At 69.7% G+C, this 19,328-nt stretch carries 15 protein-coding genes; 8 read left to right on the forward strand and 7 right to left on the reverse strand.

What is annotated here, in order from left to right:
• Nucleotides 1-2: 2 nt before the first annotated feature.
• Together FBF36_RS12675 and FBF36_RS12680 are read left to right on the forward strand one after the other, a co-directional pair.
• On the forward strand, nucleotides 3-1,736 hold the full coding sequence (locus FBF36_RS12675; RefSeq protein ID WP_138137682.1) for an ABC transporter ATP-binding protein: 1,734 nt from the start codon (nucleotides 3-5) through the stop codon (nucleotides 1,734-1,736).
• Entirely contained in the window at nucleotides 1,733-3,955 is a 2,223-nt protein-coding gene (locus tag FBF36_RS12680; protein ID WP_138137684.1) for an ABC transporter ATP-binding protein, read from the forward strand. Before FBF36_RS12675 ends, FBF36_RS12680 begins: the two co-directional genes overlap by 4 nt.
• A 13-nt stretch (nucleotides 3,956-3,968) precedes the next feature.
• On the opposite strand, the gene FBF36_RS12685 is transcribed toward FBF36_RS12680, so the two are convergent.
• The 4 genes from FBF36_RS12685 to FBF36_RS12705 all read right to left on the reverse strand — a co-directional run bounded on the left by FBF36_RS12685 (nucleotide 3,969) and on the right by FBF36_RS12705 (nucleotide 9,013).
• A complete protein-coding gene (locus FBF36_RS12685) occupies nucleotides 3,969-4,343 on the reverse strand; it encodes an Rv3654c family TadE-like protein (protein ID WP_138137686.1) in 375 nt (124 codons plus the stop codon).
• Nucleotides 4,340-4,654 (reverse strand): TadE family type IV pilus minor pilin, encoded by a 315-nt coding sequence (locus FBF36_RS12690; RefSeq protein ID WP_075377247.1) that lies wholly within the window; start codon nucleotides 4,652-4,654, stop codon nucleotides 4,340-4,342. Before FBF36_RS12690 ends, FBF36_RS12685 begins: the two co-directional genes overlap by 4 nt.
• A gap of 200 nt (nucleotides 4,655-4,854) precedes the next feature.
• A complete protein-coding gene (locus FBF36_RS12700; RefSeq protein WP_034493593.1) occupies nucleotides 4,855-5,106 on the reverse strand; it encodes a DUF4244 domain-containing protein in 252 nt (83 codons plus the stop codon).
• 199 nt (nucleotides 5,107-5,305) lie between these two features.
• Complete coding sequence (locus FBF36_RS12705) at nucleotides 5,306-9,013, reverse strand: DEAD/DEAH box helicase (RefSeq protein WP_138137690.1); 3,708 nt, start codon at nucleotides 9,011-9,013, stop codon at nucleotides 5,306-5,308.
• A gap of 273 nt (nucleotides 9,014-9,286) precedes the next feature.
• On the opposite strand from FBF36_RS12705, the gene FBF36_RS12710 reads away from it, so the two are divergent.
• A complete protein-coding gene (locus tag FBF36_RS12710) occupies nucleotides 9,287-9,949 on the forward strand; it encodes a GOLPH3/VPS74 family protein (RefSeq protein WP_034491722.1) in 663 nt (220 codons plus the stop codon).
• Nucleotides 9,950-10,088: 139 nt separating this feature from the next.
• Here the strand turns inward: FBF36_RS12710 and FBF36_RS12715 are convergent, their stop codons facing one another.
• Nucleotides 10,089-10,745, reverse strand: a complete 657-nt coding sequence (locus tag FBF36_RS12715; protein ID WP_081379250.1) for a TetR/AcrR family transcriptional regulator — start codon at nucleotides 10,743-10,745, stop codon at nucleotides 10,089-10,091.
• A 67-nt stretch (nucleotides 10,746-10,812) separates the two neighbouring features.
• On the opposite strand from FBF36_RS12715, the gene FBF36_RS12720 reads away from it, so the two are divergent.
• Nucleotides 10,813-11,925, forward strand: coding sequence for an NAD-dependent epimerase/dehydratase family protein (locus FBF36_RS12720; protein WP_009395036.1), 1,113 nt, complete (start codon nucleotides 10,813-10,815; stop codon nucleotides 11,923-11,925).
• A 304-nt stretch (nucleotides 11,926-12,229) separates the two neighbouring features.
• Here FBF36_RS12720 and FBF36_RS12725 read toward each other — a convergent pair whose 3' ends face one another.
• Nucleotides 12,230-13,840, reverse strand: a complete 1,611-nt coding sequence (locus FBF36_RS12725; protein ID WP_138137692.1) for a cation:proton antiporter — start codon at nucleotides 13,838-13,840, stop codon at nucleotides 12,230-12,232.
• A 171-nt stretch (nucleotides 13,841-14,011) separates the two neighbouring features.
• On the opposite strand from FBF36_RS12725, the gene FBF36_RS12730 reads away from it, so the two are divergent.
• From FBF36_RS12730 to FBF36_RS12745, 4 genes are all read left to right on the forward strand, one after another.
• Entirely contained in the window at nucleotides 14,012-15,358 is a 1,347-nt protein-coding gene (locus FBF36_RS12730) for a DUF4921 family protein (protein WP_138137694.1), read from the forward strand.
• A gap of 455 nt (nucleotides 15,359-15,813) precedes the next feature.
• Nucleotides 15,814-17,340 carry a hypothetical protein gene (locus FBF36_RS12735; protein WP_009395512.1) on the forward strand — a complete coding sequence of 509 codons (1,527 nt, stop codon included), beginning with the start codon at nucleotides 15,814-15,816 and terminating at the stop codon, nucleotides 17,338-17,340.
• A gap of 164 nt (nucleotides 17,341-17,504) precedes the next feature.
• Nucleotides 17,505-17,783 (forward strand): hypothetical protein, encoded by a 279-nt coding sequence (locus FBF36_RS12740; protein ID WP_009395510.1) that lies wholly within the window; start codon nucleotides 17,505-17,507, stop codon nucleotides 17,781-17,783.
• A gap of 10 nt (nucleotides 17,784-17,793) precedes the next feature.
• The gene (locus FBF36_RS12745) at nucleotides 17,794-18,213 is read left to right on the forward strand and encodes a DUF4232 domain-containing protein (RefSeq protein ID WP_009395508.1); all 420 of its coding nucleotides are present in this window, start codon (nucleotides 17,794-17,796) and stop codon (nucleotides 18,211-18,213) included.
• Nucleotides 18,214-18,333: 120 nt separating this feature from the next.
• On the opposite strand, the gene FBF36_RS12750 is transcribed toward FBF36_RS12745, so the two are convergent.
• A complete protein-coding gene (locus FBF36_RS12750) occupies nucleotides 18,334-19,200 on the reverse strand; it encodes a glutathione S-transferase C-terminal domain-containing protein (protein ID WP_009395506.1) in 867 nt (288 codons plus the stop codon).
• Between the last annotated feature and the right edge of the window lie 128 nt (nucleotides 19,201-19,328).

Here is a 19,328-nt window from a genome sequence, read left to right on the forward strand (position 1 = left end):
GCATGCTCCCTCGACTACTGCGCACGTACTTGCACCCCTATACGGGGCTGCTGGTGTGCGTCCTGGTGCTTCAGTTCGCTGAGGTGATGGCCTCCCTGTATCTCCCCACCCTCAACGCCGACATCATCGACAAGGGTGTGGCCACCGGGGACACCGGCTACATCTGGCGAATGGGCGCGTTCATGCTGGGGGTCAGCCTGGCCCAGGGCGTGTGCACGGTGCTGGCGACCTACCTGGCGGCGCGCGCGGCGATGAGCATGGGCCGGGACCTGCGCGGCGAGGTCTTCGACCGGGTCAGCGGCTTCTCGGAGCGGGAGATCTCCGCCTTCGGGGCGGGTTCGCTCATCACCCGCAACACCAACGATGTCCAGCAGGTCCAGATGCTGGTGATGATGAGCGCCACGATGCTGGTGACGGCGCCGTTCATGGCGCTGGGCGGCATCTTCATGGCGGTCACGCGCGCCCCGGGCCTGTCGTGGCTGATCGGGGTGTCGGTTCCGATCCTGCTCGTGGCGGTGGGGCTCATCGTGGGCCGCATGCTGCCCCTGTTCCGCTCCTACCAGGACAGGCTCGACGCCATCAACCGGGTGATGCGCGAGCAGCTCACCGGTATCCGGGTCATCCGCGCCTTCGTGCGCGAGGGGGCCGAGACCGAGCGTTTCGAGGGCGCCAACACCGATATCGCCCGGGTCGGCGAGCGCGTGGGTCAGCTCTTCGTCCTGCTGTTCCCGCTGGTGATGCTGGTGCTGGATGTCACGATCGTGGGTGTCATCTGGTTCGGCGGCCACCAGGTCGGCGACGGCGACGTGGAGGTCGGCACCCTCATCGCCTTCATGTCCTATCTCATGCAGATCCTCATGGGCATCGTCATGGCGAGCTTCATGACGATCATGATCCCGCGCGCCGCCGTGTGCGCCGAGCGCATCAGCGAGGTGCTGGCGACGCCGCCGACCATCACCTCCTCCCCCGACGCCGTCGATACCTTCCCGACTCCCGGGACGGTCGAGATGCGGGACGTCACCTTCGTCTACCCCGACGCCGACGCCCGCGTCCTGGCGGAGGTGAGCTTCACGGTCCAGCCCGGGACGACGACGGCGATCGTCGGCTCGACGGCGTCGGGCAAGTCCACGGTGGTGCGGCTGCTGGCCCGGCTGCTGGAGGCCAGCAGCGGGCAGGTGCTCATCGGCGGCACCGACGTGCGTCAGGCCGACCCCGAGGCGCTGTGGTCGCAGATGGGGCTCGTGCCTCAGCAGCCCTTCCTGTTCGCCGGGACCGTGGCCTCCAACCTGCGCCTGGGGCGCGAGGAGGCCACCGACGACGAGCTGTGGGATGCCCTGGAGGTCGCCCAGGCCAAGGACTTCGTCTCCAAGATGGACGGGGGCCTGGAGGCGGCCATCGCCCAGGGCGGCACGAATGTCTCGGGTGGTCAGCGTCAGCGCCTGGCCATCGCCCGGGCCCTGGTGTGCCGGCCCGACATCCTCATCTTCGACGACTCCTTCTCGGCCCTGGATGTGTCCACCGACGCGCGGCTGCGCGAGGCCATGGGGCCGGCCACGGCCGGCATCACGAAGGTGATCGTGGCCCAGCGGGTCTCCACCATCACCGAGGCCGACCAGATCCTCGTCCTGGACGGCGGCCACCTGGTCGGCAGCGGCACGCACACCGAGCTGCTGGCCACCTGCGCCGTCTACCGCGAGATCGTCACCTCCCAGCTCGGGGCGGAGGCCGCAGCATGAGCAGGAACGCGAGCAGCCACATGGGCAAGAAGGCCGGCAGGAACGCCGACAGAGACACCCGCAAGAAGGCCGGGAGCGGTACGCGCACCGCCGCGAGCGCCGTCGTCGGCCCCGATGAGCTCAGCGAGGAGGACCTCAAGCTGGCAGCTGAGGCGCAGGCCGCCTCGGGCGACTGGCACGACGGGCCGCCCCCGGGCAAGGCTGAGGCCTTCTGGCCCTCCTTCAAGCGGATGGTCGGACTGCTGGGCGCCTACCGGGTCTCCCTGGTGGTCGTGGCCCTGGCCGCGGTGGGCACGGTGGTGCTGGCGGTGGCGGCCCCCAAGGTGCTGGGTCAGGCCACCAACGTCATCTTCGAGGGCGTGGTCTCCACGATGCTGCCGGCCGGCACCACCAAGGCCCAGGCCATCGAGGCCCTGCGGGCGCGGGGGATGGATGACTTCGCCACGATGCTCTCGGCGATGGACGTCGTCCCCGGTGCGGGCATCGACTACACCCGCCTGGGGCGGATCCTGATGGTGGTGCTGGGCCTGTACGTGGGTTCGAGCCTGCTCAACTGGCTTGAGGGCTGGCTCATCAACCGCATCACCATCAAGGCCCTCTACCGGCTGCGTGCCCAGGTGGAGGACAAGGTCCACCGCCTGCCGCTGAGCTACTTCGACACCGTCCAGCGCGGTGAGCTGCTCAGTCGTCTGACCAACGACGTCGACAACGTCACCAACACCCTCCAGCAGTCGCTGTCCGGCGCCCTGACGGCGATCCTCACGGTGGTGGGGGTGCTGGGGATGATGTTCTCCATCTCCTGGAAGCTGGCGTTGGTGGCGCTCATCATGTTCCCGCTCATGGGTGTGGTCTTCGGGGTGATCGGGCCGCGCTCGCAGAAGGCCTTCACCCACCAGTGGGCGCGCACGGGCAAGATCAACACCCGGGTGGAGGAGTCCTTCTCCGGGCACGCCCTGGTGCAGGTCTACGGGCGCACGGCCTCGGTGCGCGAGGCCTTCGCCGCCGAGAACGAGGAGCTGTTCCGGGCCTCGCTGCGCGCCCAGTTCCTCTCCGGGATCATGATGCCGATCATGCTGGTCATCGGGAACATCAACTATGTGGCCATCGCGGTGGTCGGCGGCGCCATGGTGGCCTCCGGGTCGCTGCGCCTGGGTGACGTGCAGGCCTTCATCCAGTACTCCCAGCAGTTTTCCCAGCCCCTGGGCCAGCTCGGCGGCATGGCCACGGCCGTGCAGTCCGGGACCGCGAGCGCCGAGCGGATCTTCGAGCTGCTCGACGCCGAGGAGGAGCGTCCTGACGACGTCGCACCGGGGGGCGCCGGTGCGACGACGGCTGCGGGTACCACGGGCGACGTGGGCACCGCGGGTACTGCCGGCACCGCGACCGCCGATGCCGGGAAGGCCGCGGATGCCGGCCGGGCCGCCAGGGCCGGGGCCTCAGCGGCTTCACGGAAGAGCCCGGCGGGCCCGGGTGTCATCGAGATGGAGCACGTGCGCTTCTCCTACAGCCCGGAGGTCGAGCTCATCCGGGACCTGTCGCTGCGGGTGGACCCCGGGCACACGGTCGCGATCGTGGGGCCCACGGGAGCGGGCAAGACCACCCTGGTCAACCTGCTCATGCGCTTCTACGAGCTCGACGGGGGACACATCCTCATCGACGGGCGCGACATCGCCACCATGACGCGCCACGACGTGCGGCGCCGCACCGGCATGGTCCTGCAGGACCCGTGGCTGTTCGCCGGCACGATCCGCGAGAACATCCGCTACGGGCGGCCCGGGGCCAGTGATGAGGAGGTCGAGGCCGCCGCGAGGGCGTGCTTCGTCGACCACATCATCAAGGCCCTGCCGCAGGGCTACGACACGGTCCTGGAGGAGGACGCCGCGAACATCTCCGCCGGCGAGCGCCAGCTGCTCACGATCGCGCGGGCCTTCGTGGCCAACCCTGCCGTGCTCATCCTCGATGAGGCCACCAGCTCGGTGGACACCCGCACCGAGCTGCTGGTCCAGCAGGCGATGAACGCGCTGCGCGAGGGCCGCACGAGCTTCATCATCGCCCACCGACTGTCGACGATCCGTGACGCCGACACCATCCTGGTGATGGAGCACGGAGACATCGTCGAGCAGGGCAGCCACGATGAGCTCATCGCGGCGAGCGGCGCCTACGCGCGCCTCCACGCGGCCCAGTTCGCGGGCGGCGCCACCGTCGCCGTCGAGGACTGAGGCCCGAGCCGGTTCACGGCTCGGGCGGGGCGTCGACGGGGCCGGCTCGGGCATGGGCAGTGGCCTGACGGGGCCGGCCGAGGATCGTCGTCGGGACGACGACGCTGACGGTGACATCCTCACCGGCCACGGAGCAGGCGCTCACCGAGGCGCCGTTGGCGGCGGCGACGCGCTGCGCCATGGCACAGGGGTCACCGGGGGCGATGACCGAGGACAGGACCGTGGCGCCGGAGATGGCCGCGAGGTCGGCGGCGGCCCGGGCCCGACCGGTGGCGCTCTGGGCCTGGATGAGACCCGCGATGCCGACGGCCGCGGCCAGCAGCACGGCGATGACGCCGAGCGAGTAGACGGTCCCCGAGCCGCGCTCGTCCCACCCGGGGCGGTTCATGGGTTGCTCGGTTCGGTGTAGGCGCAGGCGCGGGCGCGCGCCGTCAGGCCCAGCCCACCCAGCGGACCGGGGACGGGTCGGGCGGCGGTGACGCAGGTGAGCTCGCCCTGCTCGACGCCGAGGCTCACCCCACCGGCCACGCGCTGGGCGGCCCCGGTGTAGTCGGCCTGGCCGATGGCGGCCTGGCGGGCGGCGGTGCGGGCGGCGTCGGCCACCCGCAGCTGGGTGACGCCGGCACTGACCGCCGCCAGAACCATCAGCAGCACGAGGACGACGGCGGGCAGCGACAGTGCCGTCTCGGCTGTCACCATCCCTGCCTCTCCTCGTCCGATGCACCCGTACCGGTCGTCGACCCCACGGCCTCGGCGGGGCCGACGACACGGTGAGGGATACGGTTCCGCGCGGTCGGAAGGCCGGCGGGAAGCGGGACCCGGGCGGCGACGTCGGCCACCGCCGGGTGCCCGGGCCACTCGGGGGTGAGCGCGCCCACCTGCTGCGATGACGCCGCACATCACACCGAGAGCGCCGACTCGATGATGGACTGCAACGCCCCGCTCAGGCTGCCCGAGCGCATGAGCGCCAGCAGCAGGCCGGCGAAGGCCGCGGCCGCCAAGGTCCCGATGGCGTACTCGGCGGTGGCCATGCCCTCCTCCTTGGACGTCAGGCGCCGCAGGACAGCCGGCAGCGCTGACGCGTCACCCTGGTGGACCAGCATCACACCGGTGCGCAGAGCGCGCAGGGTGGTCCTGGTGGGTCTCCTCATGGTGGTTCTCCTCTGGTTGGTGGGGACCAGCGCACCGCCGCTCCCCAGCGGGCACCGTGCCCGCACCACCAGCATCGGGCTGCTCCGAGCCCGTGCGCTCAAGGGCTTGTCAGCCCTGTGGAGACCACCTGCAGTCCCGGGTCTGTGGCATCGGGGACCACCTGCGCCTCAGCCGATCCGCCCAGCCGTATTGAGAGCCTCAGTTCTCGATGAGCTCGCGGATCTCGGCGGCGGTCAGGGCCGCCGGACCGAGTCCGCCCGGCCCCGCGGCACCGGCGGCCCCCGCCGCACCCTCGCCGCCGGTCTCGGCCTCACCGTCGCCCTCGACGACCCGGGCGAAGAGCTCGGCCTTCTTCTCCTTGAGGGCCATGACCTTCTCCTCAATGGTGTCGGCCGAGACGAGCCGGTAGACCATGACCGGCTTGTCCTGGCCGATCCGGTGGGTGCGGTCGACGGCCTGCTCCTCGGCCTGCGGGTTCCACCACGGATCCAGCAGGAAGACGTAGTCGGCCTCGGTGAGCGTGAGCCCGAAGCCGCCGGCCTTGAGGGAGATGAGGAAGACGTCGGCCTGGCCGGCCCGGAAGGCGTCGATGACCCGTTGCCGGTCAGGGGTGGAGCCGTCCAGGTAGGTGGTTCGCACGCCGGCGGCCTCCAGGTGCTCGCGCACGCCGGAGAGGTAGCGCGTGAACTGGGAGAAGATGAGGGCGCGGTGCCCCTCGGAGATGATGGGGTCCAGGTGCTCCAGCAGCACCTGGATCTTGGCCGACGGGCTCGGTCGCCGACCGGGCCCCCGCTGCCCCTTGGCCGGCGCGGCGACTGCCTTGCCCTTCGTGCCCCTCGCACCGCGGGCCGGTGTCCTACCGGAGGCGGCCTTCCCGCCGGCAGCACCCGCGCCCGCGGCACCCTCGGCGTCCCCCGGCTCAGTCCCGTCCCCGCCGTCGACGAGCGCCGGGTCGAGCGCCATCTGCCGCAGGGTGGTGAGTGCCTTGAGCGCGATGAAGCGCGACTGGGCGGTGTCCTCCTCCAGCAGCCCGAGGATCCTCTGCCGCTCGCGGGCCAGGCGCTGGTCGTAGGCCTTGCGGTGCTTGGCGCCCAGCTCGACGGTCAGGACCTGCTCGGTCTTGGCGGGCAGGTCCGCGGCCACCTGCTCCTTGGTGCGCCGCAGCAGGAAGGGCCGCATCCTGCGCCGCAGCCGGCCCAGCGCCTCGGCGTCCCCGCGGTCGATCGGCTTGCGGTAGACCTGCCCGAAGCGCTCGGGATCGGGCAGCAGCCCCGGCGCCGCGATGCTCATGAGCGCCCACAAATCCATGAGCGAGTTCTCCAGCGGTGTGCCCGTGATCGCGATGGTCGACGGCGACCGCAGCCGCCGCACGGCCTTGTAGGTGGCCGAGGCGTGGTTCTTGACGAACTGGGCCTCGTCGCACACCACCCAGGCCCAGTCCTGGGCGATGAACTCCTCCTCGCACAGTCGCGCGATCGTGTAGGAGGTGACGACGACGTCGCAGCCCTCCGCGATCTGCGCCAGGGTCTCCTCGCGCTTGGCGGCCGTCCGCCTCACGGCCCGCACCCGCAGCCCCGGGCAGAAGCGCTCGGCCTGCTCCACCCAGGAGCCGACGACGGAGGTCGGCGCGATGACGAGCACCGGCCCGGTCCCCTCCGGCTCATCGGGGTCGCTGGAGCCGGTCGGCTCACTGGTCGGGTCGCCCGCCCCGTTCCGCGGGGCGTCCCCCGAGTCGGTTCCGACGTCGGCCGGCCCCCGCCCCTGAGCCTCTCCGCGCTGCTCGATGAGGCCTTGGACGGCGGCGAGCACCTGGACGGTCTTGCCCAGTCCCATGTCGTCGGCCAGGACCCCGCCGAGGCCCGCCCGGCGCAGGAAGTCCAGCCACCGGTAGCCCTCGAGCTGGTAGGGGCGCAGTGTCGCCAGCATCCCCTCGGGCACGGGCACCCCATCGGCTCCCTCACCGGCACCGCCCGCGTTGCCGCCTCCGGCGGACCGCCCATCGGCGTGCTCGGCCGCGGCCTCGGCGGCGCGCGCCCGCTCCAGCAGCCGCCCGACCCGCTCCTTCCAGCGGGCCGTGGCTCGCCCGATGACGCCGAGGGACTCCAGGACCTCGTAGTAGCCGGCGTGCAGGGCGCTGACCCGCAGCTCGCCGTGCGTCTGCGGGTCGGCCAGCTCGCGGCCCTCCTCCATGAGGCGGGCCAGGGCCTCGATCTCCGGTCGGTCGATGCTCGCCCACGTGCCCGACTCCAGGAGCACCTCGGGCTCACCGGTGGCCACGGCCGCCATGAGCTGACCGATGGGGATCTCCTCCTGGCCCACGTGGACGCGCACGGACAGGGAGAACCAGTCGGGGCGGTCCTCGTCGTCGCTGACGCTGGTGGTGATGACGGGGGCGGCGTCGGCCTCGTGGTAGTCGGGGACGTCGTCGTCGACCTCGACGTCGAAGGCCTCCAGCTCGCGCAGGACCGGAAGCGTCTCGGTCATGAAGCGGGCCGTGGCCATGCCGCGCAGGTCCAGGGGCTGCCAGAGGGCCGGGTGCTGCCCGGCCAGGGGCAGCAGGCGGTTGAGGACCTCGCGGGCCAGGCGGGTCTCCCCCTGGAGGTCCCGGCCGGCGGTCTCGCCCTCGATTCGGCCCTCGGCCGCCGCGGACAGGTCGGGCAGGACATGCCTGTGCCGGGTCTCGCCGTCCTCGCCGACGTAGCGGACGGACCACTCGGTGGTCAGGTGGTGCTCGGTGGTATCGACGTGGACCGCGAGCGCGGCGCGCAGCGTCGTGGGCCGGGGCAGGTGGATGGAGGCGTCGGCGGACAGGACCGGCAGCGCCCGGGTGAGGGCATCGAGGTGCTCGGTCTCGAAGCGCTCGACGTCCTCTGCCGGGATGGTGATGGCCTCGCCGTCGCCCAGCAGCACCCGGGAGAGGGCCTCGGTGGGGCGCGGCTCGAGAGGCATGAGGAGCAGCTCGCGCCCGGGCATCCAGGTGTAGAAGCCGTGGACGGGGTCGCCGATCGGCATGAGGGAGAAGCTCAGGCGCAGTCCGGGGACCTGCAGGCGGTGCAGCTCCTCGACGTCGTCGATCTCCAGGGCGGGGGTGATGGCAATGCCTCCGTCCTCCTCCCGGGTGAGGTGGACGCCGCCGCGCAGCCCCTCGGCGAGGTGGACGGGCATGCCGTGGCGCTGGGCGGTGGTGAGGGTCAGGCCGGCCGCCACCCCGCGGCGCAGCACGTCCCAGACGCGGGCGGGCGCGGTCGTCAGGGAGACGCGGTCGTCGGCGTAGTAGAAGCCGTGGCCGCCGGCCATGCCTGCCAGCTCACGCAGGACGCCCATGACGTCGGGGTCGACGTCGTCGTCGAGGCCACCGGTGGCGATCTGGCTCCAGGCGGCGCCCTGCCGGTTCCAGCCGCGCTTGCCCTCGATGAGCGGCAGCATGGACAGGCCGGCGGGGGTGCCCCACATGCTGCCGGGGTCGTCGATGATCTCCAGGGCCATCCGACGGCGCGGGGCGCGCTCCACCTGCAGCAGGTCGGCCAGTCGGCCCTCCCAGGGGGCGAGATGGCCGGCGGGGGCGGCGGCGTCGGGCTCGGCCTGCGCCAGGGTGCGCGCGGTGATGAGCAGGGCGGCCACGTGCTTGCAGTTGCTGCCCACCGGGCACGAGCAGGTGCCGGCCCAGGACGCCGGAGCGCTGCCTGCGCTCTGCTTGCGGAAGACCATGGTCTGGTAGGTGCGCGCGCCCGAGCCCTTGGACTGGGCGCTGATGATGTCCCCGTCCCCGGCGACGCCGACGCCGCGCACCCGCCCCTTGCGCGCGTAGTCCAGGCCGCGCTGAAAGGCCCGGTGGCCGACCCGGCTGATGATCTGGTCATCAGTGAGCTCCACCGGCCAGTCGTCATGCCGAATCGCGCGAGCCATGGCCCCAGGTTAAACACGGGGTACGACACGTTCGGGCGCCATCCGGCCACCGATCGCACGCCCAGCGCGAACGGTCCCGGTCCCGCACCCGGTCACGCGGGAGTGTGGTGGGGGACCCGGTGAGGGACCGACCGAGGCACGGCCGGGAGGGCGGCGGTACGGTCGGGAGGGCCGACGCATCCCCCTTGAGGAGGAGCCGGGTCGGACCCGGATCTCGCACCCCAGAGGGATCACATTCCGATCACGGCGGGTTGTACTGGAGTCATGAATGCGATGCTGATCTGTGAAGAGCTGTTCCTGCTGCTGACCAAGGACTCCGGGAAGCCGGAGAGCCGCATGACATACCCGGTCTACGGGCTCACCGGCGCGCTGCTCACCGACCTGCTGCTGGCCGGCCGCATCAGCCTGACCGAGGAGCGCAGCCCCCGCATCTACATCGTCAGCTCCGAGCCGACCGGGAACCCCGTGCTGGACCGGGCCCTGGAGATCCTGCCTACCAAGGACGGCAAGCGATTCTCCTCCCTGGTGGCCTGGGGCAAGCTCAACCCCACCCGTCACATCGCCGAGTCCTTGGAGGCGGCCGGGGTGGTGCGCATCCACACCGGCGGGCTGTTCGGCTCGCTGAACCCCAGCTACCCCACGCTCGACCCCGTCCCCGAGCGGCAGCTGCGGGCGCGCATCGACGGTGCCCTGCGCGGGGTGCAGCCACCGACCGGCGCCGACATCGCCCTGCTGTCGATCCTGCAGGCGCTCGGTGTTGCGCAGGTCGTCCTGCCGCAGCAGGAGACCGGTCTCAGCCGCGGCGAGCTCAAGCGCCGGATCAAGGAGATCGCGGGCGAGAACCCCGTGGGGCGTGCGGTGCAGCGGGCCGTGGAGGCCGTGACGATGGCCATCGTGAGCACCGCGAGCGCCGGGGCACTGGCCTCGTCCAGCTGATCGGGGCCGGCCCTCCAGGCATCTCCGACCCCGTCCCGACCCCGTCGGGGACCGGAATCCTGTCACCGAACGCGCGAGACGTCCCCGGCTGGAGCGGAACGTCCCCGCACGCGCAGGATGTCCCCGTCGGCGAGTACCGTCATCCGTCTCCGAGGGCACGCAGCAGCAGATCCTGCTCGACGTCGGACAACGGCTCGACCCCGTCAGCGCCAGCAGCAAAAGCGACCCCGGCCAGGACCGCCCCCAGAACCAGTCGGGCCCCGGAGTGAGAATCCAGATCGGGAGCACTCTCGCCTCGTTCCCGAGCCCGGCCCCAAACCTGCTCCAGATGAGAGCGAGTGGCGGCGAGGAGCTGACCGAGAAACAGCTCCCTGAGCTCCTGGTCCTGGGGCAGCTCGCCCAGAAGAGACAGCACCGCCCGACCTGTGGCCCCTGACAGTGACCGGTTCTTGTGAGCGATGAAGGCCCGCAGGTCACCTTGCAACGAACCAGTATCGAAGTCCTCGGCCGCGGAAGCGCCGGAACCCGCTGCCTCATCAGCTTCATCGGCCACGCCGGTCTCGATCATGCGCCTAGTCGCAGCCAGGACGAGTTCACGCTTGGTAGGCCATCGGCGGTAGAGGGTGGCGGTGGAGACGCCGGCGCGCCGGGCCACGGCTGCCGTCGTCAGCGCGGCGTAACCGCTCTCGGCCAGGAGGTCACGCACGGCCAGCATGATCGCCGGCCCCAGAGCGGCATCAACCGGCCGTCCCGGGGCGCGCTTGCTCCTCGGTGCTTGTGAGCCCACTGCGTTCATGAGGAGATCGTACCGACTAATAATGAAACTGATTGACTTCGTTTCCTAGGGGTGTCAGGATGCGGCCATGCAATCACCGGCAGCACACTCCAGTGACAACACTGACAACTTCGACTCCGCCATCGTTCTGAGCGGTATCCCGATCGACAACAGCAGCCCTGTCATGGTCACCGGCGCCACCGGCTACCTGGGTAGCTGGGTCACCAAGGGCCTGCTCGACGCCGGCGTCACCGTCCACGCCGCCGTGCGCGATCCCCAGAACACGAGCAAGGTCGCCCACCTGAACCGTATGGCCGAGCAGGCGCCGGGCACTCTGCGCCTCTTCACCAGCGACCTGCTCCAGCCCGGCTCCTACAACCAAGCCATGGAAGGCTGCGCCGTCGTCATCCACACAGCCTCGCCGTTCATTCGCGCAGTCGCAGATCCTCAACGAGACCTTGTCGCCCCAGCACTGCAAGGAACCCGCAACGTTCTGGCCGGCGTCGAGCGCACCCCGTCGGTCACGAGAGTGGTCCTCACCAGCTCCATCGCCGCCATGTACGGCGACGCCGCGGATATCGAGGGCTACCCGGGGAGAATCCTGACCGAGACCTGCTGGAACACCACCTCCTCCCTGTCCCACGAGCCCTACGCCTATTCCAAGACCCTTGCGGAGAAGGAGGCGTGGCGGCTGGCCGCAGGGCAGGATCGGTGGAAGCTGGTGACCGTCAACCCGTCCATGATCCTCGGCCCCTCACTGAGCAGCGCCCCCACCAGCGACAGCTTCTCCACGATTCGGATGATGATCGACGGCACTGCTCGCCTCGGAGCGCCGCGTGTAGGAATCAGCGTCGTCGATGTCCGCGAGGTGGCACAGGCGCATATTGCCGCCGCCTTCCTGCCTGAGGCTCACGGCCGCTACATCGCCTCCGCGGAGGACACCGACATCTTCGCTCTCACAAGCACTCTGATTCCGCGCTTCGGCAGGTCGCTCCCGTTGCCGCGGCGGGCCCTGCCTCGGCCCGTCGTCGTCGCCATAGCACCCCGGCTCGGACAGACTCGCACCTATATTCGGCGCAACGTGGGTTACGCGGTCCGCTCCGACGCCTCCCGGAGCCGCCTCGAACTGGGCACCCGATACCGCCCCGTCCAGGCATCCATGGAGGAGATGGTCGAGCAGATGCTCGCCCGGCAGGGTTAGTCATCGACTCGCTCAGTCCCTCCAACGGCCGGGGACATTCCGCGCCGCCGGGTGCGTGTCCTTCCGTGCGGGGGCATTCGACGTCGTCGGGGACCGGAATCCTGTCACCGAACGCGCGAGACGTCCCCGGCTGGAGCGGAACGTCCCCGACCGCGTGAGATGTCACCGTCGGCGGGAGGACGGACGGGAGAACGGGCAGGAGGCTGGACGGGAGGCCGGGTGAGAGGGCCGGGGCCGTCAATAGGGCTGAGTCTGGGGCCGTCACTCACCGCGAGACCGTCAATGAGGGCTGGGGCTGTGCCCGTCACTCGCCGCGGGGCCGACGTCGTCGGGCCGCCCGGGAGGTGCCGCCGTGTCTGCGCAGGTGGTGCCAGCGCTCGCGCCACAGGGCGTGATCCTGCTCGATCTCGGCCAGGCGGGCGGCCAGGCGGTGCGACTCCTCCAGCGACAGTCCCCGGGCGTGCATCCCCAGCTCGGCCAGGCGCGCCATCGTCGGTGTCGCCTGCTCGCGCAGGTCGGGCAGACCCACCAGGGCGGGCTGCGTCGGCCGCCTCACTCCCGTCGCCGGGGTGCGCTCCCCCACCGGCAGCCTGATGCCGCCAGGCGGCGACGCCGGTCGGCGCGGCTCCGAGACCTGCTCGCCGACCGGGACCGTGGCCTCCTCGGGGGTGCGTCCGTCGGGGGCGGCCGGCCCCTGGACGACGCGCATCACCTCGTTGGCCGGAACGTGGTCGCTCCGGTGGCCCAGCGCCAGCCCGGCGGCAGGCAGAACGAGCACCGACAGCACCCCGGCCAGCACGAGGGTGGAGGCGAAGGAGGTCGACATGGCCTCGGCGCTGACCGCCACCTGGGTGACGGCCACGATGATGGGCAGGGCCGTCGTCGAGTAGACGGCGATCTGGAGGCTCTGGCGCATCGAGTAGGCGGACGAGCCGTCCCTGCGCCGCTCCGCCCGGGAGGCCAGCCACACCGGCACTCCCCGCACGAGCACCAGCAGCACGAAGAAGGCCAGCAGGTTGACCAGGTCCCCGCCGTCGAGTCCGGCCTCAATGCCCATGCCGGAGGTGACGAAGAAGATCGGGACGAAGAACCCGTAGGCCAGCCCGTCGAGCTTCTCCTCGAACTCGGCGTCCCCCTCGGGCAGGGCGTGACGCAGGACGAAGCCGGCGGCGAAGGCCCCCAGGACGACGTCGAGGTCGAAGATGGCGGCGATCGCGCACAGCCCCACCAGGAGCAGGACGGTGGCCCGGATGGTGGTCTGCGCCGTCGTCGAGGCCCCCAGGTGGATGGCCTCGACCAGGCGGCGCCCCACGCGCTTGACGCGGCTGGTGAAGCGGACGATGAGCAGGGTGATGATGAGGAAGACGCCCAGGATCACCATGCTCGCCCAGGTGGAGCGCGACCCCAGCAGCAGCGCCATGACGAGGATCGGCCCGACCTCACCGACGGCGCCGTGGTTGAGGATCGAGGCGCCCACCGCCGTGGGCAGCAGGCCGCGGTCGCGCAGGATCGGCAGGATCGTGCCGATGGCCGTGGAGGTCATGGCGGTGGCGATGGCGATGCCGTTGGCCGACGCCGCCCCTCCGGTCACCCCGATGACGCTGACCGCACCGAAGGCCAGTCCCAGCGAGAGCAGCCAGGCGACGGCGGCGTGGCGCCCGCCGGCCCCGCGCAGTTCGTTGATGTCGATCTCGTAGCCGGCCATGAGGAAGAGGAAGGCGACGCCGAGCTCGCGCAGCAGCTCGATCGAGGAGTCCTCGACGGCCAGTCCCAGGCCGTGAGGGCCGATGAGCATTCCGCCCAGGATGAGGAGGACGACCTCGGGCACGAGCCGCTTGGGAATGGTCCAGGAGATCAGCGGTGCCACGAAGGCCACCGCGACGATGAGCAGCAGGGAGGTGAAGACCTCGACCATATCGTCTCCTTGTCTCCAGTCGGATGCGGGGGTGCGGGAGGTGCGGAGCGCAGGGCCGGGCCCGGCGCACGGGTCCGCACGAGCCAGTGAGACTACCCCGACCTCGGCCGTCCGGGCCCGCCGTCGGGGCCGCCGGGCGCACGGGCCGCCATAAGGCGTCACAATGGGGGCATGCTCATGCCGTACTCCCCCTCCGCCGAACCACTCACGCGCCTGGCCGACGGGACGGTCAAGCAGATCAGCCCCTTCACCGGCACTGAGGTGTGGACCGTGCCGGGACGTGCCAACCGGCCCATCTCGCACCCGGTGGCGGAGGTCCGACCGCTGGAGGAGGCCGACCGCACCCACAGCTGCGCCTTCTGCTCGGCGCGCTACCTGGAGACGCCCCCGGAGAAGGCGCGCCTCGTGCGCCGAGAGGACGGCGGTTTTGAGCGCCTCGACGCCGTGACCGCCTCCGCCCTGTTCGACACGGTGGCCGAGTTCCGGCGGGTGCCCAACCTCTTCGAGATCCTCTCCTTCGACTACTGGCACATCAACCACGGCTACGAGATCCCCGACGCCGCCCGCGAGCGCATGGAGGCCTACCTGGCCGAGCCGGCCGGCGTCGAGCACGTGGAGCGGGTGGCGCGCACCAAGCTGGCGGCCGCGGGCGCGGACCCGGACTCCTGGGACTCGATGAACGAACGGGCCCGTCGCACCTTCCTGGCGGCATTCTTCGCCGGGGGCCACGACGTCATCATCGGTCGGCGCCACTTCACCGACGACGCCGTCGACACCGCGGGCCTGGCCGGCTCGGGGACGCTGAGCGCGGCCGAGCACCGCGCCTACACTCGCCTGTCGATCCACGCGATGCACAGCCTGTACGAGGCCAACCGGTGGGTGCGCTACGTGGCCGTCTTCCAGAACTGGTTGCGGCCGGCCGGGGCGAGCTTCGACCACCTGCACAAGCAGCTGGTCGGCATCGACGAGCGCGGCGTGACCAGCCAGCTGGAGCTGCAGAAGGTGCGGGCCAACCCCAACCTGTACAACGAGATGGCGGTGGACTACGCCGCCTACCAGGGCCTACTGGTGGCGAGCAACGAGCACGCGGTGGCCTTCGCCGGGTTCGGGCACCGCTACCCGACGCTGGAGGTGTACTCGACGTCGGCCGTTGCTGAGCCGTGGCTCATGAGCCGCGAGGAGGTCGACGCCGTCGCCGACCTGGTGCACGCCCTGCACGCGGCCACGGGCGCGGACGTGCCCAGCAACGAGGAGTGGCACCACAAGCCGCTCGACGTGGACCAGCCCATGCCCTGGCACATCACGCTCAAGTGGCGGGTGTCGACCCTGGCGGGCTTCGAGGGCGGCACGAAGATCTACCTCAACACCATCGACCCGTGGACGCTGCGCGACCGCGTGGTGGCGCGCCTGGAGGACCTGCGGGCCGACCGGCTCATCGCGCCGATGGCCGTGGGCGAGGAGTGCCCGATGACGCCCAACCGGCTCCTGTACAACCCGGTCCTCACCGCCCGGCCGTAGGGAGCACCACCCGAGCACGGGAAGCCGGGGGCGCGGGGACTCCCAACCATCATGAAACCTTCTTAAACAAAGAACGTCGCCCCAATAAATAATAATAGAATCTCACATATTCTCGGACACTGATTAGCATTAAATGAAAATGCGGGGCTTGAGGCTCCTACCCCATTGCGAGGATCGCAAACTGGGGAGCTTTCCCCGTTGCGAAGATGTTGTCACTGCAATAACATCGTGATCGATATTGCTTCCACCGCAGGCTGAAGCCGACTTGCAGCGAGGTCTTGTATCGCAGTTTCACCGGCAGCACACATCGAGGACTGCCCCCAGCCACGGCAGCTGCTTGTGCTTACCCAGGCCATGGGCCACTCACCTCACCGTGTGAATAAGCCTCATCTCCTCACACCATAAGAAACGGAGAACTCTTGCGCCTTCTTCCCCGTACTATCTCCAGTGTAGGAGTGGCTCTCGCCACTCTTCCCCTTGCTCTCGGCGCGCTCGCCACCCCGGGACTCACCCCTCAGGCCATCGCGGCTCAGGGGCAGACGGCTCTCGCCTCCCCCCAGCCCCTGCCTACCGCCCAGATCAACGGCGTCGTCTGGGATCAAACGATTGTCGGCAATGTCGTCTACGTCGTCGGCGAGTTCGATCAGGCCCGTCCGGCGGGATCCCCCGATAAGCAGAACGAGTCACCACGGTCCAACGCGATGGCCTACGACATCACCACGGGCGAGATGCTGGACTGGGCACCACAGCTCAACGCGGCAGCCAATGCGATCGAGGCGTCTCCTGACGGCTCCACCCTGTATATCGGGGGGAAGTTCACCTCGGTTAACGGCCAGCCCGCCTCCCACCTGGCCGCGGTGGACACCGCCGGCCAGTACAAGCCGCTGAATGGCGGCACTCCCGGCGGTGCGGTATCGCCCAACGGTACGGTGCGGGATCTTGAGCTGTCTCCTGACGGCTCCACCCTTTACATGGCTGGACTCTTCACGCAGGTCAACGACCTGGAACGGCTACGCGCCGCGGCTCTTGACCTGAAGACCCAGCAGGTGACCAGCTTCGCCCCCCGGGTCGATGACGAGTCCGAGGTTCGGACCATCACCGTCGCAGCCGACGGGTCGGCAATAGCCATCGGAGGCTCTTTCAAGACCGTCGAGGGATCTTCCGACGCCTACGGCATGGCCATCCTGGAGAAGGACGGGGCGTTGCGGCACACCAACCTCGCCAAGGACATCAGAAACGCGGGCTCGATGTCAGGCATCATGAGCATGAAGTCGGACTCCAAGGGGCTCTATGGCACCGCCTACTCCATGGAGGGTTTCTTCGAGGGGATGTTTCGCGCAGACTGGAGCACCGGGGACATCAACCTTATGGCCGACTGCCACGGAGACAGCTACGATGTGCTGCCCACCAACGACGTCATCTACGTCTCCAGCCACACCCACGACTGCTCCAATATCGGTGGCGTCCCCGATCGCGCACAAGAAGGGGTCTACTACCACGCCATCGCCTTCTCCAGTGATGCCACTGGAACAGTAGGAACCAACACCGCCAACGGCTACGCCGATTTTGCTGGTCACCCCGCCCCCACCCAGTACAACGAGTTTCTTCCCGGTTTCGCGAATGGCGAGTACACCGCCTCCAAACAGGCCACCTGGACCGTTGAGGGAAATGATGACTACCTCATTTACGGCGGTGAGTTCGTAGCCGTCAACGGAATTTCTCAGCAAGGTCTCGTTCGCTTCTCACTGAAAGGCGACAAGAAGGAGGACAAGAAGGAGGACAAAAAGGAGGACAAAAAGGAAGAGAAGAAGGGGGACAAGAACGAGGGTAAAAAGCCAGAGGAAGAAAAAGGGAAGAATGACGACAAGAACGACTGGGGCGATCCTGAAGACGACTGGAATGACGAGGAGGATCAGCACGGCTGGGACGAAAGAAACGGTGACCATGACGGCTGGAACAACAACCAGCACGGATGGTGGTGATGATCAATGACATCGACTGAGATCGCTTCGCCGGGCCTGGTTCGGGAGTCGCGTACCGATGAGCGGATCATCCGTCGAGGTGCAGGTCGCATGCGTCGACATGCGCCACGCGCTCGGATGCTGATCCTGCCCACTGCCCTGGTACTGGGACTGGGACTGGCCGCTTGCGGCGGCGGAAAGTCCACCGGCAGCACTGCTGCCAGTCCTTCTTCCTCACCATCTGCATCCGCATCCACCAGGGCAAGTGCGAGCGCGAGCACGAGTGCGAGTGCAAGCGCGAGTGCGAGCAGCTCGTCTACTCCTACTCCTACTCCTACCCCTACCCCTTCGCCCTCATCAGCCGCCCCCAGCAGCCCACCGGCCGAGACCCCGGAGCCGACGGAGACCAAGCCGCCGGAGGATACCGCCTCAACAGCCGCGACACCGGACTCCTCGGGCATTGATCCGAACGCCGTGAAGAATGGAGACCTCTCGAAGGACCAGTACGGTGAGGTTTCTTTGGGCGAGACGGTCAATGTTGTTGATGGCGTGTCCATCTCCCTGGGACAGCCCCGGATCGAGGAGCTCACCGGCGGGCCCGGCGAGGTGGCTGGTTCCGGGATCGTCGTTCCAGTCACGCTGACGAACAGTTCGGGAACCGAGATCTCTCTGAGCGGTTTCACGACCTCGGCCAGCTACGGCGAGGGCGATGGAACACCTGCCAATGAGGTCCCCTCGGCTTCAAAGCGAGTGCCCGCCAAGTTGGCTGCAGGTGAGTCGGTGAGCGTCGACAGGGCCTTCGTCGTGCCCGCTGAAGGGCGGAAGAACGTCAAGGTCGTTGTCGACCTGGGTGCCGCCTACCACTCCGCCGTCTTCCGGGGGGCCATGGGCTGACCCTCGTTCCTTACCATCAGCCTCAGGTGGCGTTCGTCCTCGCTTGAGCGAGGACGAACGCCACCTGAGGCTCGTGGGGTACGGCGAGCGCGAAAACGGGCCTCGGCGGCCGCAGCAGCGTCAGCAGCCCAAGGCGCTGCGCTCCTCCGGCCCCACCCAGCCCGAGCGACCCTCCAGGGCGCGGAACCAGCGGGCCAGCGCCGGCCAGAAGGAGATGGACGGCGCCTCGCCACCGGGGTAGTGCTGGCGCCCGCCGTACTCGTAGGACTGGACAGTGGTGAACAGGCGGATGTCGCTGCCGGTGGGCTTGTCGCCGCACAGGTACTGCCCGATGGCGATGACGGCGGACAGGGCCGGCCCGTCGAGCATCGTCAGGCCGTCCTCGCGGGAGGCCTCCATCCGGGTGGCCCGGGCCAGGAGGGTGTCGATGACGTCGAAGCCCACGAGGACGCCGTTGGCCGCCGCCGCGGCCTTCTCCGGGTCCTGGGAGTGGGTGGCCACCGCGTGGCCGACGTTGATCTGCGAGCCGATCCACTTGTCCCAGGCGTCGGTGGAGTTACGGCGGTTGAGCGGGTAGAGGTCCGGGGCGCCCTCGCGGTGGAGGTCCCACCAGGCGGTGGACAGGTCGAAGAGCAGGTCGCCGGAGTCGTCGCTGACGACCTCGCCGGTGGTGGTGTCCACCAGGGCCGGGACGGTGGGGGGAGGCTCGTAGCCGGGGGTCTTCGCGTAGACATCGGCCAGCGAGCGGGCGCCGAGCTCCGGGTCGACGCCGGGCTCGCCGTCGGGACCGGTCAGCTCCCAGTACCCGTCCGCACCCTTGCCGTAGGTCCAGGACACGGGGATCGCCTCGGTCAGGCCCAGCAGACGCCGGGCGATGAGGACGCGGCGGCACCACGGGCAGGCCCCTGACGCCACGAGTCGATAGCGCCCCGCCTCCACGGGCAGGTCGCCGCTGGGTACGAATCGGTGTGAGACTGCGATGGCCAAGGGGTGCCTCCCGGGAGGGTCGTCGAGGGGTCGTGGTGCCCAAGGCCCATCATTCCTTGCGCGTCGGCCGCCGTCACCCGATTCACACGGGGCGGAATCTCGCACTCCGCACCCGCCGACGGGGACAT

It is taken from the genome of Actinomyces sp. oral taxon 171 str. F0337, from assembly GCF_005696555.1.
GTDB classification, from domain to species: domain Bacteria; phylum Actinomycetota; class Actinomycetes; order Actinomycetales; family Actinomycetaceae; genus Actinomyces; species Actinomyces oris_E.